Below are 15,120 nucleotides of genomic sequence, written 5' to 3'. Positions count from 1 at the left end.
AGGGCCGGGCCGGCGCGGCGCTGTCGATCGCGGCCATCGGGTCGTTCGTGGCCGCCATCGTCTCGCTGGTGCTGCTGGTGGCGATGGCGCCGCCGTTCGCCAAGCTGGCGCTCGACTTCGGGCCGCCCGAGAACCTCGCTGTCATGATCCTCGGCCTCACCACCATCGTGAGCTTCTCCAGCGGGGCTCGTCTGCGCGGCCTGGCCATGGCCGTGCTGGGCATCCTGCTCGCGACCGTCGGCGTGGACGCGGCCACCGGGCTGCCGCGTTACACGTTCGGGGACGTGGACCTGCTGTCGGGGCTACCGTTCGTGCAGGTGATGATCGGGCTGTTCGCGGTGGGGGAGGTGCTCTACCAGATCAGGCAGGGCGCGGCCGAGCCCATCCGGGCCCGCTTCAGGGACCTGGTGATCACCCGGGAGGAGCTGTCCCGCTCCAAGGGGGCCATCGCCCGCGGGAGCCTCATCGGCTACCTGCTCGGCTGCCTGCCCGGCGCCGGTTCCACGCTGGCGTCCTTCCTCGCGTACGGGGTGGAGAAGCGGGTCTCACGGCACAAGGACGAGTTCGGGCAGGGCGCGATCGAGGGCGTCGCCGCGCCGGAGAGCGCCAACAACGCCGCCGCGAACGCCAACTTCGTGCCCACCCTCGCGCTGGGCATCCCGGGCGGCGCGACCACGGCCGTGCTGCTGGGGGCCTTCACGATGTACGGGATCCAGCCGGGGCCGCTGCTCTTCGACGAGCAGCCGGAGCTGGTGTGGGGGCTGCTGGCCTCGTTCTTCATCGGGAACGTGCTGCTGCTGGTGCTGAACCTGCCGCTGGCGCCGCTGTTCGCGCAGATGTTGCGGATCCCGTACGGGTACATGTACCCGCTGATCCTGGTCACCAGCTTTGTCGGGGCCTATTCGATCGACAACAACATGTTCAGCGTATGGATCGTGTTCGCATCCGGCGTGGTCGGATATTTCATGAAAAAGTTTGATCTGCCGATGGCGCCTCTCGTGCTCGGGCTGGTGATCGGGTCGCTGTTCGAGAAAGCGCTCGCGCAGACGTCCGCGATGGGGGACGGCGACCTGACGATCGTCCTCACCCGGCCTATCGCGCTGGTGGTGCTCGTGCTGGCCGCCCTGCTGCTGGCCGGGCCGTCGCTGCTGAGGCTCATCCCACGGAAAGTGAAGGAGACGGTGTGAGCGAGCTACTCGTCGCCGCCGACGGGCCCGTGCTGCGGGTGACGTTCAACCGGCCGGACCAGCACAACGCACTGACCTGGGCGATGTGGGACGGCCTGTACGACGCCTGCGAGCGCGCCGACGCCGACCCCGCTGTCAAACTCCTCGTCCTGTCGGGGGCCGGAGGGCGGGCGTTCGTGGCCGGCACCGACATCTCGCAGTTCTCCAGCTTCGCCGACGGCGACGACGGCATCGCCTACGAGCGCAAGGTCCAGCGGATCATCGACCGGCTCGAACGCGTCAAGGTGCCCACCGTGGCCGTCGTCCAGGGGTACTGCGTGGGCGGAGGCCTGGTCGTGGCCGCCGCCTGCGACCTGCGGCTGGCCGTACCGGGTGCCCGGTTCGGGGCTCCCATCGCCAGGACGCTGGGCAACTGCCTGTCCATGAACACCTACTCGCTGCTCGTGCACCATCTCGGCCCGGCCCGCACCCTGGACATGCTGCTGCGGGCCCGCATGTACACGGCCGAGGAGGCGCACGCCGCCGGGTTCGTGGCCGAGCTGTGCCCGCTCGACGACCTGCCCGCGCGGCAGGCGGAGGTGGAGGAGCGGCTGCTCTCCCACGCGCCGCTGTCGATGTGGGCGGCCAAGGAGGCGGTCAGGCGGCTGCGCGTGGCCAGCCTGCCGGACGGGGACGACATCGTCGCCACGGTCTTCGGCAGCGATGACTTCCACGCCGCCGTCCCGGCGTTCCTCGCCAAGGAGAAGGTCGCCTGGCAGGGCCACTGACCTCGTGGACGGCCTCGCGCTCTAAGATCGAGCCATGCAGCTGGCCCCTGGAGTGCGTGTCGCCATCACCGATCGCCACGGAGGGGTCAGCGCCCCGCCGTACGGGTCGCGGAACCTCGGGGGGATGGTCGGCGACGACCCGGAAGCCGTGCGGGCCAACCGGGCGGGCGTGGCGGCCGAGCTGGGGGTGCGGGGCATCGTGTTCATGCGCCAGGTCCACGGCGCCGAGGTCGCCTACGTGAGCGAGCCGTTCGGGGACGACCCGCCGACGCTCGACGGGGTGTTCACCACCGAGCCGGGGCTGGCGCTGGCCTCGCTCGGGGCCGACTGCCCGGCGGTGCTGGTGGCCGATCCGGCGGCGCGCATGGTGGGCGCCGCGCACTCCGGCCGCCCGGGCACCGAGGCCGGCATCGCGAGCGCCCTGGTGGCGGCCATGGCGGCCAAGGGCGCGGAGCCAGGGCGCATGGTCGCGCTGGTCGGGCCCGGCGCGTGCGGCCGCTGCTACGAGGTGCCCGCCGAGCTACGCGAGCAGGTGGCCTCGCGCGTCCCCGAGACGTGGTCCACGACGTCGTGGGAGACACCCGCGCTCGACCTGCGGGCCGGGATCGAGGCCCAGCTCCGTGCGGCGGGCCTGCGGGACGTACGCCATGACGCGCGTTGCACGATCGAGTCGGCGGAGCTCTACTCCCACCGCCGCGAGCAGCCGGGCGGCCGGTTCGCGGGCCTCATCTGGCTGATTTAACCCTTGTTCCGAGGGCCGTTGAACACGCCGTTCACGATGATGATCCCGATCCAGATCGGGATCGCCGCCAATGACCTGCCATCTCCGGCCATGACGAGGAGGACGGTGGCGATCGTACCGAGGGCCAGTGAGACGATCGCCAGGGCGAGCCGATGCGAGTCGGGCGGGCCCTGACCGGCTACCTGACCGGCCTTCGGGCCCGCCTGCGTCAGGCGCTCGTCCACCCGCCGATCGATCTCCTGGCCCATCTTGTCGAGGAACGACTCCACGACGGCGTCTTCGAATTCGGGACCGAGGTCGCGGCGTGCGGACACGGCCGCCTTTAATTCATCCCCTGTGCTCATAAGTCGAGATGTAACGGGATTTTCGGCTAGCGGGCAAGGATGTCGTCGAGGTTGTAACTGACGGGCCGTTCGAGCTGCTCGTACGTGCATGACTCAGGAGTGCGGTCGGGCCGCCACCGCCGCCACTGCGCGGTGTGCCGGAACCGGTCGCCTTCCATCTGGTCGTAGGCCACCTCGATCACCAGCTCCGGCCTGAGCGGGATGAACGACAGGTCCTTCTTGGCGTTCCACCGCGACACCGCGCCCGGCACCCGCTGCCCGCCCCTCGAGGGCCCGGCGGAGGGCTGGCCGATGTTGGCCGCCGCCTGCTCGGCCCAGTGGCCCCAGGGGTGCTCGCTCAGCTCCGCGATGTACGGCCTGATCTCCTCCACCAGCTCGGCCCTGCGCGCCATCGGGAACGAGGCGGCCACCCCCACATGGTGCAGCCTGCCGTCGTCGCCGTAGAGGCCGAGCAGCAGCGACCCCACGACCGGGCCCGACTTGTGCTCGCGGTAGCCGCAGACCACCACGTCGGCCGTGCGCTCATGCTTGACCTTGAACATGGTGCGCTTGTCGGGGACGTAGGGCTGGTCGCCCGGCTTGACGATGATGCCGTCGAGCCCCGCGCCCTCGAACGTCTCGAACCACTCGGCGGCCTGCTCGTCGCTGGTGGTGACCGGGGTCAGCCGGATGGACTCGCCCTTTTCCGAAAATATCCCCTCAAGGCGCGCCCGGCGCTCCGAGAACGGCGCCTCCATCAGCGACTCATCGCCCAGTGCCAGCAGGTCGAACGCGATGAACTGGGCCGGAGTCTGCTCCGACAACATCTTCACCCGCGAGGCGGCCGGATGGATGCGCTGCTGCAGCGCGTCGAAGTCGAGCTGCGACCCCCTGGGCAGCACGATCTCGCCGTCCACCACGCACTTGTCCGGCAGCTCGGCCCTGACCGCCTCGACCACCTCGGGGAAGTAGCGCGTGAACGGCCGCTCGTTACGGCTGCCCAGGTAGACCTCGTCGCCGTCGCGGAACACGATGCAGCGGAAGCCGTCCCACTTCGGCTCGTAGAACAGCGTGCCGTTCTGCTTGGGCATGGCCTTGACCGGCTTGGCCAGCATGGGCGGCACGGGCGGGCGCACCGGCAGGTTGGGCACCGGCTCCGGCTCTTCGACAGGTTCGGCCCGGGGAGTCGGATCGCTCATCGGGAATCTCCGTGCATACTTTGGCCTTCAGGCTGGAGAGGAAACGGACTTCTGCGGAACAGGGCAGGGGCAGGCGGCTCGCCGTCAGGCGAAACGCCGTTGAGCCGGTCACAGCAGCGCATCGGTTTCTCCTTGATGGTGGTAGGCGTAGCCTTCGCCGCGTTGCAGGAGGCGGACGTGGCGGTGGTGGATGCCTTGGACGGTGCCGTGGGCGGTGGTGATGTTGAACTTGCCGGAGGTTCGGACCGCTGCTCGGCCGGTGTGTACTCCAGCATTTTTGCCGGATGGCACGCTCGCGCTGACCAAGTCTCCGGTGGCGAAACCGTGGACCTGCTTGACGCGCGGGAGCCGCAGCCGGGGAAACCCGAAACGGTCGGTGCGGGTGCGTTGTAGGGTGCCGTGCTGGTACTCGACGCCCACCAGCGGGCGGTCCGCGGACATGGCGTGAGTATCGAACGCTGTCCGCTCCACGTGCACCGCCCGCACTGGCGCCCAGCGGGAGAGACGCCCGATCCACGAGACGGTGGTCTCAACACGGTGCCGCAGCGACGGGGCGAGCCAGCCGTCCGGCCGACGTCGGTTGTAAAAGCGTGGAGCCCGGTAGCGGAGGTTCCGAGAGCGGCGTCCGCGCCGGTAGGCGGCCCGCTGCTGCACCTTCTTGCGAATGGTCGCGCCACGGTGGTCGAGCTGGATGGCGAACCGCCCCTGCCGCTCACCCGCCCGCTCGGTGAACACCGCGATGCCGGTGTGCTTTGAGCCGGGGTCAACCCCCACCTGCACCCCGTCCACCTGAGAGGCCTCAACGGTGCGGTCTTTGAGACGGATGACGAACGGGGTGTGCCGGGCGACCACCGCCCGCCCCGCCGCAAGCAACTTGCGCGCCCTGGCGGGCGTGCACGGCTGCAGCGGATGCCCCTGCTTGTCCAGCACGAACACGAACGGGTGCACCTCACGGTGCTTCTCCCCGCCCCTGTTGGAGGGAGCGGGGGTGACATTCTCGCCGTCAGGTGACGCGGCGGGAATCTCTCCTCGACCATGTCGGCCACTCCGCTGCCCGCGCGGGGCGTCGGCGCCCCGTTTCGTCGCTGCTCCAGGGGTGTCTGCAGGCGCCGATTCCAGGGTCCGGGGCTGGAGAAGCACCCCGGAGTGGATCTGCTGGCGTGTGGTCAACGTAGCCACCTTGGTCACCTCCATTTCGTGGTGGCTGGGTCTAGTCAAACCGACCTGCCTCCGGTTACGGCGGGCAAGCCCCGTCCTGCAGGCCGGGGAGCGTTTGACGGCTCATCTCCCTCGTGTATTTGCAGAAGAGGACCCCCTCCTCCTCCAGCACCTGGCTGAGGCCCAGTGTGACCTGCGCGGGCTCGCCGTTGAGTATGCGTGCCGCGCCGCCCCCGACCAGCATCGGGCTGATCGACAGGCACAGCTCGTCGACCAGGTCGTGCGCCGAGAGCTGGGCGTTGACCCTGGGGCCGCCCTCGCACAGGATCCTGGTCAGGCCGCGCTCGTGCAGTTCGGCCACGGCCTGTCGCATGTCGACGCCCTCGTCTCCGGCCACGATGAGGTCGGAGCGCTTGGCCGCCTCCTTGCGCCGCTCGTGCGGGGCGGCCTCGCAGGTGATCACGATCGTCCTGCTGGGGGCGTCGTTGAACAGCTCGTCGTCGAGATCGAAGCCCAGGCTGCGGGTGATGACCGCGATGGGCGGCACCTCGGGCCTGCCCGCGCGGATCTCGGCCCACGAATCGCGCGGCTTGACCGGGCCGTACCCCTCCTTGCGCACGGTCGAGGCACCCGCGACGATGACGTCGGCCAGGCCGCGCAGGGTCTGGAAGATCCGCTTGTCGCCCCTGCTCGACAGGCCGCCCGATCGCCCCTTCAGCCACGCCGCGCCGTCGGCGCTGGCGACCATGTTGAGCCGCAGCCACGACCGGTCCTCGGGGTAGGCGTACGCCTGCGTGATGTCCGGGTTGTCCTGTATGTCGGGATAGATGCGCCGCACTCCTCTACCTTGGCACACCCCACCGACAACCCACGCCCACGCCCGTGACCCTCTCTCCGCCACTGAGGCTGTGAACGATGGAATCCGTATATAGCGCCGCTTGACGTGCGAGATCACGCAGAAGTGCGACCACCTTGTTGACGGCTGTGGTTCGGCGAGTGAGTGAGTTCGGCCTGGTGCCAGCTGCTCCTTCGACGCCCGCATCGCCATCACTCCGGTCGACTCGCTGTGCCCGGCCGACCCGTGCCACACAGAGTGAGATGCCCAAGAGATTCCGGACAGTGCGTCGGATGTGACGGTGTCATCGCAGTGGGAGGGGTGGTTTCAGGACATATTGCGCCTTTGTGTATTCCAAGGACGTACGGGCGTTCATGTGCTTACCGTGACGGCAGGGATGGGGAGGGAGGCCCAGTGGGTCTGGTCACCGCTGCCGCGTGGACGATCGCCGCATTCGCCGGGGTGTACCTGCTCTACTTCTGGCTGTCCGGAGGCGGCCTGCGCCGGGCCAAGGTCACCCGGTTCCCGGCCGCGCTGGTGTTCTCTCATCCGATGCTGGCCGTGTCGGCGCTGGTGTGCTGGGTGGCCGGGATGGTCACGGGGAGCCGGGTGCTGGTGTGGGTGGCGTTCGGGGGGTTGGCGGCGGCGGCGCTGCTGGGGTTCGCGATGTTCACGCGATGGCTCGGGGCCGGTCGGCATGAGGTGGCCGGGCGGGGGTTCCCCGTGCTGGCGGTGACGTTGCACGGGCTGGCGGGGGTGGCGACGTTCGCGCTGGTGCTCCTCTCTGCCAGCGCGGCTCGCGTCTTCTGAGTCCCAACGACTGCCGCTCGCGTTTTCCAAGCCCGCAACGGCTGCCGCTCGCGTCTTCCGAGCCGCGACGACTGCGGCCCCTGCGCTCTGACCCCCGACGGCTATCGGGCGTTTCCCGGCGTTCGGCGGGGCTGGCGGAGGACCTGGAGGGAGCGGGCGGTGACGGCCACCAGGTCGCCCGCCTGCCAGCCCTCGTCCACGAACGCGTCCTCCATCGTGTCGTGGCTGGTGTCGAGCACGGGCACCCACCCCGTGCCGCACTCCTCGCTCGGCAGCGTGAACGACATGTTCTCGTGGTGGGCGTTGATGAGCAGCAGGAACGAGTCGTCCACGATGCGCTCGCCCCTCGGCCCCGGCTCGGTGATGGCCTCGCCGTTCAGGTAGACCATGAGCGACTTGGCGTAGCCGATGTGCCAGTCGCTCGCCGTCATCTCCTTGCCGCCCGGGGTGAGCCAGACCAGGTCGCGCTTGCCGTCCTCGGGATGGCGGCCGTGGAAGAAGCGGCGGCGCTGGAAGACCGGGTGCTCGCTGCGCAGCTTCGACAGCGCCTTGACGAACTCCAGCAGCTCCGTCTCCGTGCGCACCATCGACCAGTCGACCCAGGCCAGCTCGTTGTCCTGGCAGTAGGCGTTGTTGTTGCCGCGCTGGGTGCGCCCGAGCTCGTCGCCGTGGGAGAGCATGGGCACGCCCTGCGACAGGAACAGGGTGGCCAGGAAGTTGCGCCGCTGCCGGCGGCGGAGCTGGACGATGCCGGGGTCCTCGACGGGGCCCTCCGCGCCGCAGTTCCAGGAGCGGTTGTCGTTGGTGCCGTCCCGGTTGTCCTCGCCGTTGTCCTCGTTGTGCTTGTGGTCGTACGAGACCAGGTCGCTGAGGGTGAACCCGTCGTGGCAGGTCACGAAGTTGATCGAGGCGACCGGGCGGCGGCCGGAGGACTCGTACAGGTCGGCGGAGCCGGTCAGGCGGGAGGCGAACTCGGGGAGGGCGGAATGCGTACCCCTCCAGAAATCTCGCACGATATCCCGGTATTTCCCGTTCCACTCCGTCCACAATGGCGGGAAATTTCCGACCTGGTAGCCGCCGGGACCCACATCCCACGGCTCGGCGATCAGCTTGACCTGCGAGATCACCGGGTCCTGCTGGATCAGGTCGAAGAACGCGCTCAGCCGGTCGACATCGTGCAACTCCCTGGCCAGCGCCGAGGCCAGATCGAACCGGAACCCGTCGACGTGCATGTCGAGCACCCAGTAACGCAGCGAGTCCATGATCAGCTGCAGCGCGTGCGGCGAGCGTACGTTGAGGGAGTTGCCGCACCCGGTGTAGTCGAGGTAGTAGCGCCGGTCGCCGTCGTGCAGCCGGTAGTAGGCGGCGTTGTCGATCCCCCTGAACCCCAGAGTGGGCCCCATGTGGTCGCCCTCGGCCGTGTGGTTGTAGACCACGTCGAGGATGACCTCGATGCCCGCCTCGTGCAGCGCCCGCACCATCGCCTTGAACTCCAGCACCTGCTGCCCACGCGTCCCCGCGCTGGAGTAGCCGCCGTGGGGCGCCAGGTAGGCCATGGTGTTGTAGCCCCAGTAGTTCGTCAGGCCGCGGGCCACCAGGAAGTGCTCGGGGATGTAGTGGTGCACCGGCATCAGCTCGACCGCCGTCACCCCGAGCGACAGCAGGTGTTCGATGATCGCCGGGTGCCCCATGGCCGCGTACGTGCCGCGCAGGTCGGGCGGCACGTCGGGGTGGCGCATGGTGAGCCCGCGCACGTGGGCCTCGTAGATCACGGTCTGGTGGTACGGGGTGCGCGGCGGCCGGTCGTTGCCCCACTCGAAGAACGGGTTGATGACCACGTTCTTCGGCATGTAGGGGCCGCTGTCCTCGGTGTTCCGCCGGGAGGGGTCGGTGAAGTAGTAGGGGAACAGCGCCTGGTTCCAGGTCAGCTCGCCGTCGATGGCCTTGGCATAGGGGTCGAGGAGCAGTTTGGCGGGGTTGCACCGGTCGCCGTGGGACGGCTCGTACCGGCCGTGCACGCGGTAGCCGTACCGCTGCCCCGGCTGGATGCCCGGCAGATAGCCATGCCAGACGAACCCGTCGACCTCGGGCAGATCGACCCGCTCTTCGGTGCCGTCATCGTCAAACAGGCACAGCTCGATCCGCTCGGCGACCTCCGAGAACACCGAAAAACTGGTGCCCACGCCATCCCAGGTAGCGCCGAGAGGATAGGGCTCGCCCGGCCAGACCTCACGCATGTGACCGTATTGTCGCATGCGAACGTGCTCTTGGTCTCTCAATAACCCGATCGCCCTTCGTACAGGGACTTGCGGGATCCGGACGCCCCGTCACGCCCGGTCGGCCCCAACGTGCGGTGGAAGGCGCCGCCGGGCGTGTCGGCAAGCGTCGAGCAGTCAGAGCAGCTCGGCCTTGAGCGTGATCGTGGTGCCCGCCAGAGCCTTGCTGACCGGGCAGTTGGCCTTGGCCGTCTCGGCGGCCTCCTGGAACTGCTCGGCCGAGATGCCAGGCACGTGCCCCTTCACCGTGAGCACGATGCCGGTGATGCCCTCACCCGGCTGGAACGTCACGTCGGCGCTGGTCTGCAGCGACTCCGGCGGGGTGCCGGCACCGGCCAGCCCGTGCGAGAGCGCCATGGAGAAGCAGGACGAATGGGCGGCCGCGATGAGCTCCTCAGGGGACGTCTTGCCGTTGGCCGCCTCGGCCCTGGACGGCCAGGAGACCTCGAACGTGCCGACGCCCGAGGTGTCGAGCGAGACAGTGCCCGAGCCGTCGAGCAGGGCGCCCTTCCACTGCGTGGTGGCGGTGCGGGTGGTGGCCATGGCCTTTTGCTCCCTCCGATGGTGGTCCTCCGACCTTATCGCGGGCGCACAAAGTGCGGTTCGCCGGTCATCCGGCTCAACATTTCCAGCGAATAGTGACATGCTCGGGTCGCGGCGCACCCGCCGCCTTGGTCCGGATTACACGGGAGTGTGGTGCCAGTGGAGGCACCGTACGACGACCGCCTGGCGCACCAGCGGGTGGTCGGCGGCGACGAGTCCGCGCTGGGTGAGGTCTACGATCGGCTCTCCCCGCTGATCTTCGGTCTCGCCCTGCGGGTCACCAGGGACCGGGTGATCGCCGAGGACATCACCCAGGAGGTGTTCCTGGTCTTCTGGGAGCGCCCGCTGGCCTACGACCCTGAGCGCGGCACCTTACGCGCGTGGCTGGCGACGATCGCGCACCGGCGTGCGGTCGACCACGTGCGCGCTGAGGAGCGCCGGCGGGTGTCGGCGCTGGGGCCCCGGCTGTTCGAGCGCGAGCCTGTGAGGCTTGAGGACACCGTGCTCGCCGCCGACGAGGCCGAGCGGGTGCGGCAGGCGGTGACGTCGCTGCCCGACGGCCTCAGGGAGGCGGTGGAGCTGGCTTACTTCGGCGGCAGGACCTACCGGCAGGTGGGAGAGGAACTGGGCGTGCCCGAGGGCACGGCCAAATCGCGCATCCGGCTGGCGCTGAGACGCCTGGCGGACGCGCTTGCGGAGGAAGAGGTGTAATGGACCCCGTCGAGCGCCTCTACCTGGACGCGATGATGGAGGACCCGGAGGTGCCGGTCCGTTCGTTGCGGCCCCAGCTCCTGGCCGGGGCCAGGGCGCGGCGCAGGCCCGCGGCTCCCACTGCGCCCTGGGCGGAGCCGTACGCGGGCCGGGTGGCCGCCATGGACGCGTTGCTCACCTCGGCCGAGGACGACGACTGGTCGCGCGTGATCGTCGAGGGCTGGACCCTCCAGGAGCTCGTCGCCCACCTGGCCGCCAAGGACGGCCTGCTGGCCGCCGCCGTGGGGGCTCCCGTGCTGGGCCCGCCCATCGGCGCGACGGACTCGCTGGGACGTACGAGCGACGTGCAGGCGTACGAGCGCACCCGCAGCCCCGAGCAGACGAGAAGAGACTGGCGGGCCCAGGCGGACGCCCTCTGCCGCCACCTGGCGGACCTGCCGCCCACGACCCCCGCGGCGCTGGACGGCATGGAGGTGCCGGTGAGAGACCAGATCCTGGCGAGGTGCCTGGAGACCTGGATCCACACCGCCGACGCCGCCCAGACCGCCCAGATCCGCCTGCCCGACCCCGTCGCTGGCCACATCCGCCCGACCGCCGATCTGTGCGCACGCCTGCTGCCCTGGACGATGCTCATCTCGGGCCTGGACGGCTCCGGCCGCACACTCCACCTCACCCTGACCGGCGCCGGCGGGGGCGAGTGGCAGGTCCCGCTGGGCGTGGAGGACGCCGGGCCCGGCACGCCGGACGCGCACATAACGGCGGACGTGGTCAAGTTCTGCTTCCTGCTGGGCGGCAGGGGAGACCCGGCCGAGTTCCCCGCCGACCTGGACGGCGACCTGTCGCTGGCCAGGGACGTCCTGGCCACGGCGCCTTCCCTTTCCGGCCCCTGACTCCGATGAGTTCCTGGCCGCCCGCCGGTCTGTCCTTGTGAGAACCGGATCGACACAAGGCAAGGAGCCGCAATGAGCGGAGGACTGTCCCAGGTCGGACTCGAGCGCATGCGGAAGGTGCTCGACGGCACCGTCGCGCGCGGTGACGTGCCAGGGCTGGTGGCGCTCGTCCATCGGGGCGGGGAGACGTACGTGACCGAGCACGGCACGACCGAGGCCGGCGGGGACGTTCCCATGCGGCGGGACACCGTCTTCCGCATCGCGTCGATGGGAAAGCCGATCACCGCCGTGGCCGCGATGATCCTCGTCGAGGAGTGCCGGCTGCGGCTGGACGACCCGGTGGACGACCTGCTCCCCGAGCTGGCCGCGCCACGAGTGCTGCGGCGGATCGGCGCGCCGCTCGACGACACCGTTCCGGCCGAGCGCTCGATCACCCTGCGCGACCTGCTGACGTTCCGGCTCGGCATCGGGGCGATCATGGCGCCGCCCGGCAGCCACCCGATCCAGCGGGCGATCGAGGAGGCCGGGCTTGGGGTGGGGCCGGACGGGCCGCCGTTCGGGCCAGACGAGTGGATCAAGCGGCTCGGTGCGCTGCCGCTCGTGCACCAGCCGGGGGCCGCGTGGATGTACCACACCGCGGCGGACGTGCTCGGCGTGCTGATCTCGCGTGCCGTGGGGCAGCCGTTCGACGAGTTCCTGCGCGAGCGGGTCTTCGAGCCGCTCGGGATGCGGGACACCGGCTTCCACCTGCCGGCCGGGAAGCTCGGCCGGATGGCCGAGTCCTACGTCACCGACCCCGCGACCGGGAGGCTGGTGCGCAGGAACAGTCCCCGGGACGGGGCCTGGGACCGTCCGCCGGCCTTCCCGTCCGGTGGCGGCGGGCCGAGCCTGCTCTCGACCGCGGACGACTACCTGGCATTCTGCCGCATGCTGTTGGCCAAGGGGCGGTACGACGGCGGCCGGCTCCTGTCACGGGCGTCGGTCGAGCTCATGACCACCGACCACCTCACGCCGGAGCAGAAGGCGGGCAACGAGGTGTTCTTCGGCTCGGGCGGCTGGGGGTTCGCGGTCGGGATCAACGGCCGCAGGGAGGACCTGGCCTCCAAGCCGGGACGCTTCGGCTGGGGCGGCGGCCTGGGTACCTCGATGTCCGTCGATCCCGCCGAGGACATGGTGGGCATCGTGCTCACCCAGCGGGCCATGGAGTCCCCGCGACCCCCGCGGGTGTTCCAGGACTTCTGGACGGCGGCGTACGCGGCGCTCGACGATTGAGGGCCTGTGTAATTTGACCGGAAATGCCGGAAGACAGGGGACCCCGGTTTAAGGCACCCCCCACAGGACTTGACGCGTTGTTTGGCTTCAGGAAGGTAAGTGAGAATAGGCGCGCGGGTAGGCCTGATTATGTCTGAGCGCCTGCCCGGACAGCGGGCGCTCAGATTTCTGGCCGATCTACCGACTGGACAGAAACGAATGCGCGTGAATCCCGAAAGTCGGCAACCGCCAGCACCACCGCATGGACCGAGGGGTGGCCGGTACGAGCGAAGTCTGCCCCGCCGGCCCGGGCGGCGCCGGTTACGTCTCGCACGCGAAGCCGGTCCAGCGCTGCCGCCGGGCGATGATGACAGGTGGGCCGCCGGTTAATTCCGCGGCCGGGCGGGAAATCGCTTGAGCATTTTCGACGGCGGTACATGGCAAATGCCGTGACCAGTTCATTGGTCACGGCATTTGCCGCTGGTCCGATGCCGCGAATTTCGCCCGGCCTTTGTCTAGGCTCGGCACATGGAGGAAAGGGGGTCCCCGTGGAGGACGAGGTGACGGGGCTGGCGGGACTGTTGTACGAGTTCGGGCTGCTCAAGCGCTACAAGCGGACCGGGTGGCTGGTCGCGGGCGTGCGCGATCCGGAGAGCATCGCCGATCACTCGTTCCGAGCGGCCGTCATCGCCGGCATGATCGCCAGGCTCGAGGGCGGCAATCCGGAGCGGGCCGCGTTCATGAGCCTCTTCCACGACACGCAGGAGACCCGCATCACCGACATCCCGTACATCGGCAAGCGTTACCTCAAAGCGGCCTCCAACGAGGACGTCACCGCCGACCAGGTGCGGGGCGTGCCCGCCGAGGTGGCAGACATGGTGGCCGACGCGGTGGGGGAGTACGAGGAGAAGGCCAGCCTCGAAGCCGTCTGCGCCCGGGACGCCGACAAGCTGGAATGCCTCATCCAGGCGGTCGAGTACCGGGAGCAGGGGCATCAGAACGTCCAGGGGTGGATCGACAGCTCGCTGGCCGCGATCACGACCCCGACGGGGAAGCGCCTCGCCGAGGAGGCCCTGCGCACGGGAACTCTGGAGTGGGTGACACGCGTGCTCAACGGCGACTGAGCCCGGGCGTGCTCCCGGGCCCTGCGGTGTGGCGAGCCCGCCGCTCGGCCTTCGGGGCGCTTGGCGGAGGGCGTCCTGGCGGCCGGGTGGCGGGCTGGCCGTGAGCTGTGGCCGTTGGGGGGAGCGGCCGCTGGGCGCGTGGTCAGTCGGTGGGCGATTGGGTGACGAGATCCCTGGCGTACTCGTCGTCGCTCTCCGCCAGCACCCGCTCCACCCCCTGCGACGCCCGGTCGTCTCCCCGGACCAGGAGCCCGCGCGTGGCCTCGGCCACCGTGCGGAGGTCGGAGTCGGTCAGACGGGCGGCCAGGGCCTCCCGGATCCGGGGCGTGTCAGCCGAGAGCCCGGCGAGCCCGGCGGTGGCCCAGTCGCGGACCTCGGCGTCCTCCTCCTCCGTCATCGCGATCAGCAGCGCCAGCCCCTCCTCGTGGTCCGGCGGCAGCACGTCGGCCAGCGCGATCGCGTCCGTCATCGTGCGCTTGTGCCCGGGACGACCGATGACGTCCAGCACCTGCGGCAGCGCCCTCGGGTCGCCCTGGTGGCCGAGCGCGGCCAGCACCGACCGGAGCACCTGCGGATTACCTTCCGTGGTGACCATCTTCTGCAGCAGCGGCAGAGTCCTCTCGAGGTACGGCTTCTCGCCCTCCGCGAACCCGAACTGGGCGATCGCGTCCACCCCGAACTCCCGCTCCCTGGCGTCCTCGCTCGCGCACAGCCGGCTCAGCGCCTCATACGTCTCCTCGTCCGCCCGCTTGCCCAGCGAGTCGGCCACGATCCACCAGGTCTCGGCGTCCTCGTCGACGTCGCGGTGCGCCACGGCCCGCGCCACGAGCTGGTCCACCGGCGTGTACGCGCCCTCGGCGTCCTCCAGCAGGGTCGCGATGGCGGCGTGGCCGCGCTGGGCCTGCACCTGCTCGGTCTCGGAGCCGTCGGCCGAGCGCCCGGCCACGGTGACCAGCTCGGTGCCGTCCTTGGCGTACTGGCGGGCCACGACGTACTCCCAGCCCTCCTGCTCGATCTGGTCGAGCAGCGCGCTCTCAAGGTGCACGCCCACCCAGGAGGTGGCGATGTCGAGCGGACTGTCGCCGTCGCCGTCGTACTTCCCGGCATCGGCGCCGGCCTCCAGCAGGACCTGGACCACGCCCAGCGCGCCGCGCCTGGCGGCCAGCGAGAGCGGGGTGTCGCCGTCGTCGTTGGCCCCGTCGACCTCGGCACCCGCCTCGATCAGCGCCCCGGCGGTGGCGGCGTGGCCGTTGGCGGCGGCCCAGAGCAGCGACGTCCAGCCGCCGGACTCCCGGCCGTTCACG

General features: G+C 70.1%; 15 protein-coding genes. 8 read left to right on the top strand and 7 right to left on the bottom strand.

Features of this window, described 5'->3' with window-relative positions:
* The 3 genes from AB0J09_RS35405 to pgeF all read left to right on the top strand — a co-directional run.
* Window positions 1-1,187, top strand: a 1,187-nt coding sequence (locus AB0J09_RS35405) for a tripartite tricarboxylate transporter permease (protein ID WP_360700600.1), incomplete at its 5' end; no start/stop codon positions are given.
* A complete protein-coding gene (locus AB0J09_RS35400; RefSeq protein ID WP_360700597.1) occupies window positions 1,184-1,954 on the top strand; it encodes an enoyl-CoA hydratase/isomerase family protein in 771 nt (256 codons plus the stop codon). The genes AB0J09_RS35405 and AB0J09_RS35400, both read left to right, overlap by 4 nt.
* Before the next feature lie 34 nt (window positions 1,955-1,988).
* A complete protein-coding gene (gene pgeF / locus AB0J09_RS35395) occupies window positions 1,989-2,696 on the top strand; it encodes a peptidoglycan editing factor PgeF (RefSeq protein ID WP_360700595.1) in 708 nt (235 codons plus the stop codon).
* Here pgeF and AB0J09_RS35390 read toward each other — a convergent pair.
* The 4 genes from AB0J09_RS35390 to AB0J09_RS35375 all read right to left on the bottom strand — a co-directional run bounded on the left by AB0J09_RS35390 (window position 2,693) and on the right by AB0J09_RS35375 (window position 6,214).
* Window positions 2,693-3,040: a hypothetical protein gene (locus tag AB0J09_RS35390; protein WP_360700592.1), complete on the bottom strand. Its 348-nt coding sequence runs from the start codon at window positions 3,038-3,040 to the stop codon at window positions 2,693-2,695. The genes pgeF and AB0J09_RS35390 overlap by 4 nt on opposite strands.
* A gap of 26 nt (window positions 3,041-3,066) precedes the next feature.
* Window positions 3,067-4,218, bottom strand: a complete 1,152-nt coding sequence (locus tag AB0J09_RS35385; RefSeq protein WP_360700589.1) for an ATP-dependent DNA ligase — start codon at window positions 4,216-4,218, stop codon at window positions 3,067-3,069.
* A gap of 108 nt (window positions 4,219-4,326) precedes the next feature.
* Complete coding sequence (iscB, locus tag AB0J09_RS35380; RefSeq protein WP_360700586.1) at window positions 4,327-5,166, bottom strand: RNA-guided endonuclease IscB; 840 nt, start codon at window positions 5,164-5,166, stop codon at window positions 4,327-4,329.
* A gap of 286 nt (window positions 5,167-5,452) precedes the next feature.
* The gene (locus AB0J09_RS35375) at window positions 5,453-6,214 is read right to left on the bottom strand and encodes a pyrimidine reductase family protein (protein ID WP_360700583.1); all 762 of its coding nucleotides are present in this window, start codon (window positions 6,212-6,214) and stop codon (window positions 5,453-5,455) included.
* Window positions 6,215-6,625: 411 nt separating this feature from the next.
* Between AB0J09_RS35375 and AB0J09_RS35370 the strand changes: the two genes are divergently transcribed.
* Window positions 6,626-7,021, top strand: a complete 396-nt coding sequence (locus AB0J09_RS35370; RefSeq protein WP_360700580.1) for a hypothetical protein — start codon at window positions 6,626-6,628, stop codon at window positions 7,019-7,021.
* 101 nt (window positions 7,022-7,122) lie between these two features.
* Here AB0J09_RS35370 and glgX read toward each other — a convergent pair whose 3' ends face one another.
* Together glgX and AB0J09_RS35360 are read right to left on the bottom strand one after the other, a co-directional pair.
* Window positions 7,123-9,258 (bottom strand): glycogen debranching protein GlgX, encoded by a 2,136-nt coding sequence (gene glgX / locus AB0J09_RS35365; RefSeq protein WP_360700578.1) that lies wholly within the window; start codon window positions 9,256-9,258, stop codon window positions 7,123-7,125.
* Window positions 9,259-9,414: 156 nt separating this feature from the next.
* Entirely contained in the window at window positions 9,415-9,840 is a 426-nt protein-coding gene (locus tag AB0J09_RS35360; protein ID WP_360700576.1) for an OsmC family protein, read from the bottom strand.
* Between the two features lie 153 nt (window positions 9,841-9,993).
* On the opposite strand from AB0J09_RS35360, the gene AB0J09_RS35355 reads away from it, so the two are divergent.
* From AB0J09_RS35355 to AB0J09_RS35340, 4 genes are all read left to right on the top strand, one after another.
* The gene (locus AB0J09_RS35355; protein ID WP_360700573.1) at window positions 9,994-10,551 is read left to right on the top strand and encodes a sigma-70 family RNA polymerase sigma factor; all 558 of its coding nucleotides are present in this window, start codon (window positions 9,994-9,996) and stop codon (window positions 10,549-10,551) included.
* Window positions 10,551-11,441: a maleylpyruvate isomerase family mycothiol-dependent enzyme gene (locus AB0J09_RS35350; RefSeq protein ID WP_360700570.1), complete on the top strand. Its 891-nt coding sequence runs from the start codon at window positions 10,551-10,553 to the stop codon at window positions 11,439-11,441. The genes AB0J09_RS35355 and AB0J09_RS35350 overlap by 1 nt, the downstream gene beginning before the upstream one ends.
* Window positions 11,442-11,513: 72 nt before the next feature.
* A complete protein-coding gene (locus AB0J09_RS35345; protein ID WP_360700567.1) occupies window positions 11,514-12,713 on the top strand; it encodes a serine hydrolase domain-containing protein in 1,200 nt (399 codons plus the stop codon).
* Window positions 12,714-13,240: 527 nt separating this feature from the next.
* Window positions 13,241-13,816, top strand: coding sequence for an HD domain-containing protein (locus tag AB0J09_RS35340; RefSeq protein WP_360700564.1), 576 nt, complete (start codon window positions 13,241-13,243; stop codon window positions 13,814-13,816).
* Between the two features lie 142 nt (window positions 13,817-13,958).
* Here the strand turns inward: AB0J09_RS35340 and AB0J09_RS35335 are convergent.
* The coding region (locus tag AB0J09_RS35335; RefSeq protein ID WP_360700561.1) for an ankyrin repeat domain-containing protein at window positions 13,959-15,120 on the bottom strand (1,162 nt) is incomplete at its 5' end.

The sequence above is a fragment of the Nonomuraea sp. NPDC049784 genome (assembly GCF_040659615.1).
Lineage (GTDB): Bacteria > Actinomycetota > Actinomycetes > Streptosporangiales > Streptosporangiaceae > Nonomuraea.
This window is presented reverse-complemented; position numbering and strand designations above follow the sequence as displayed.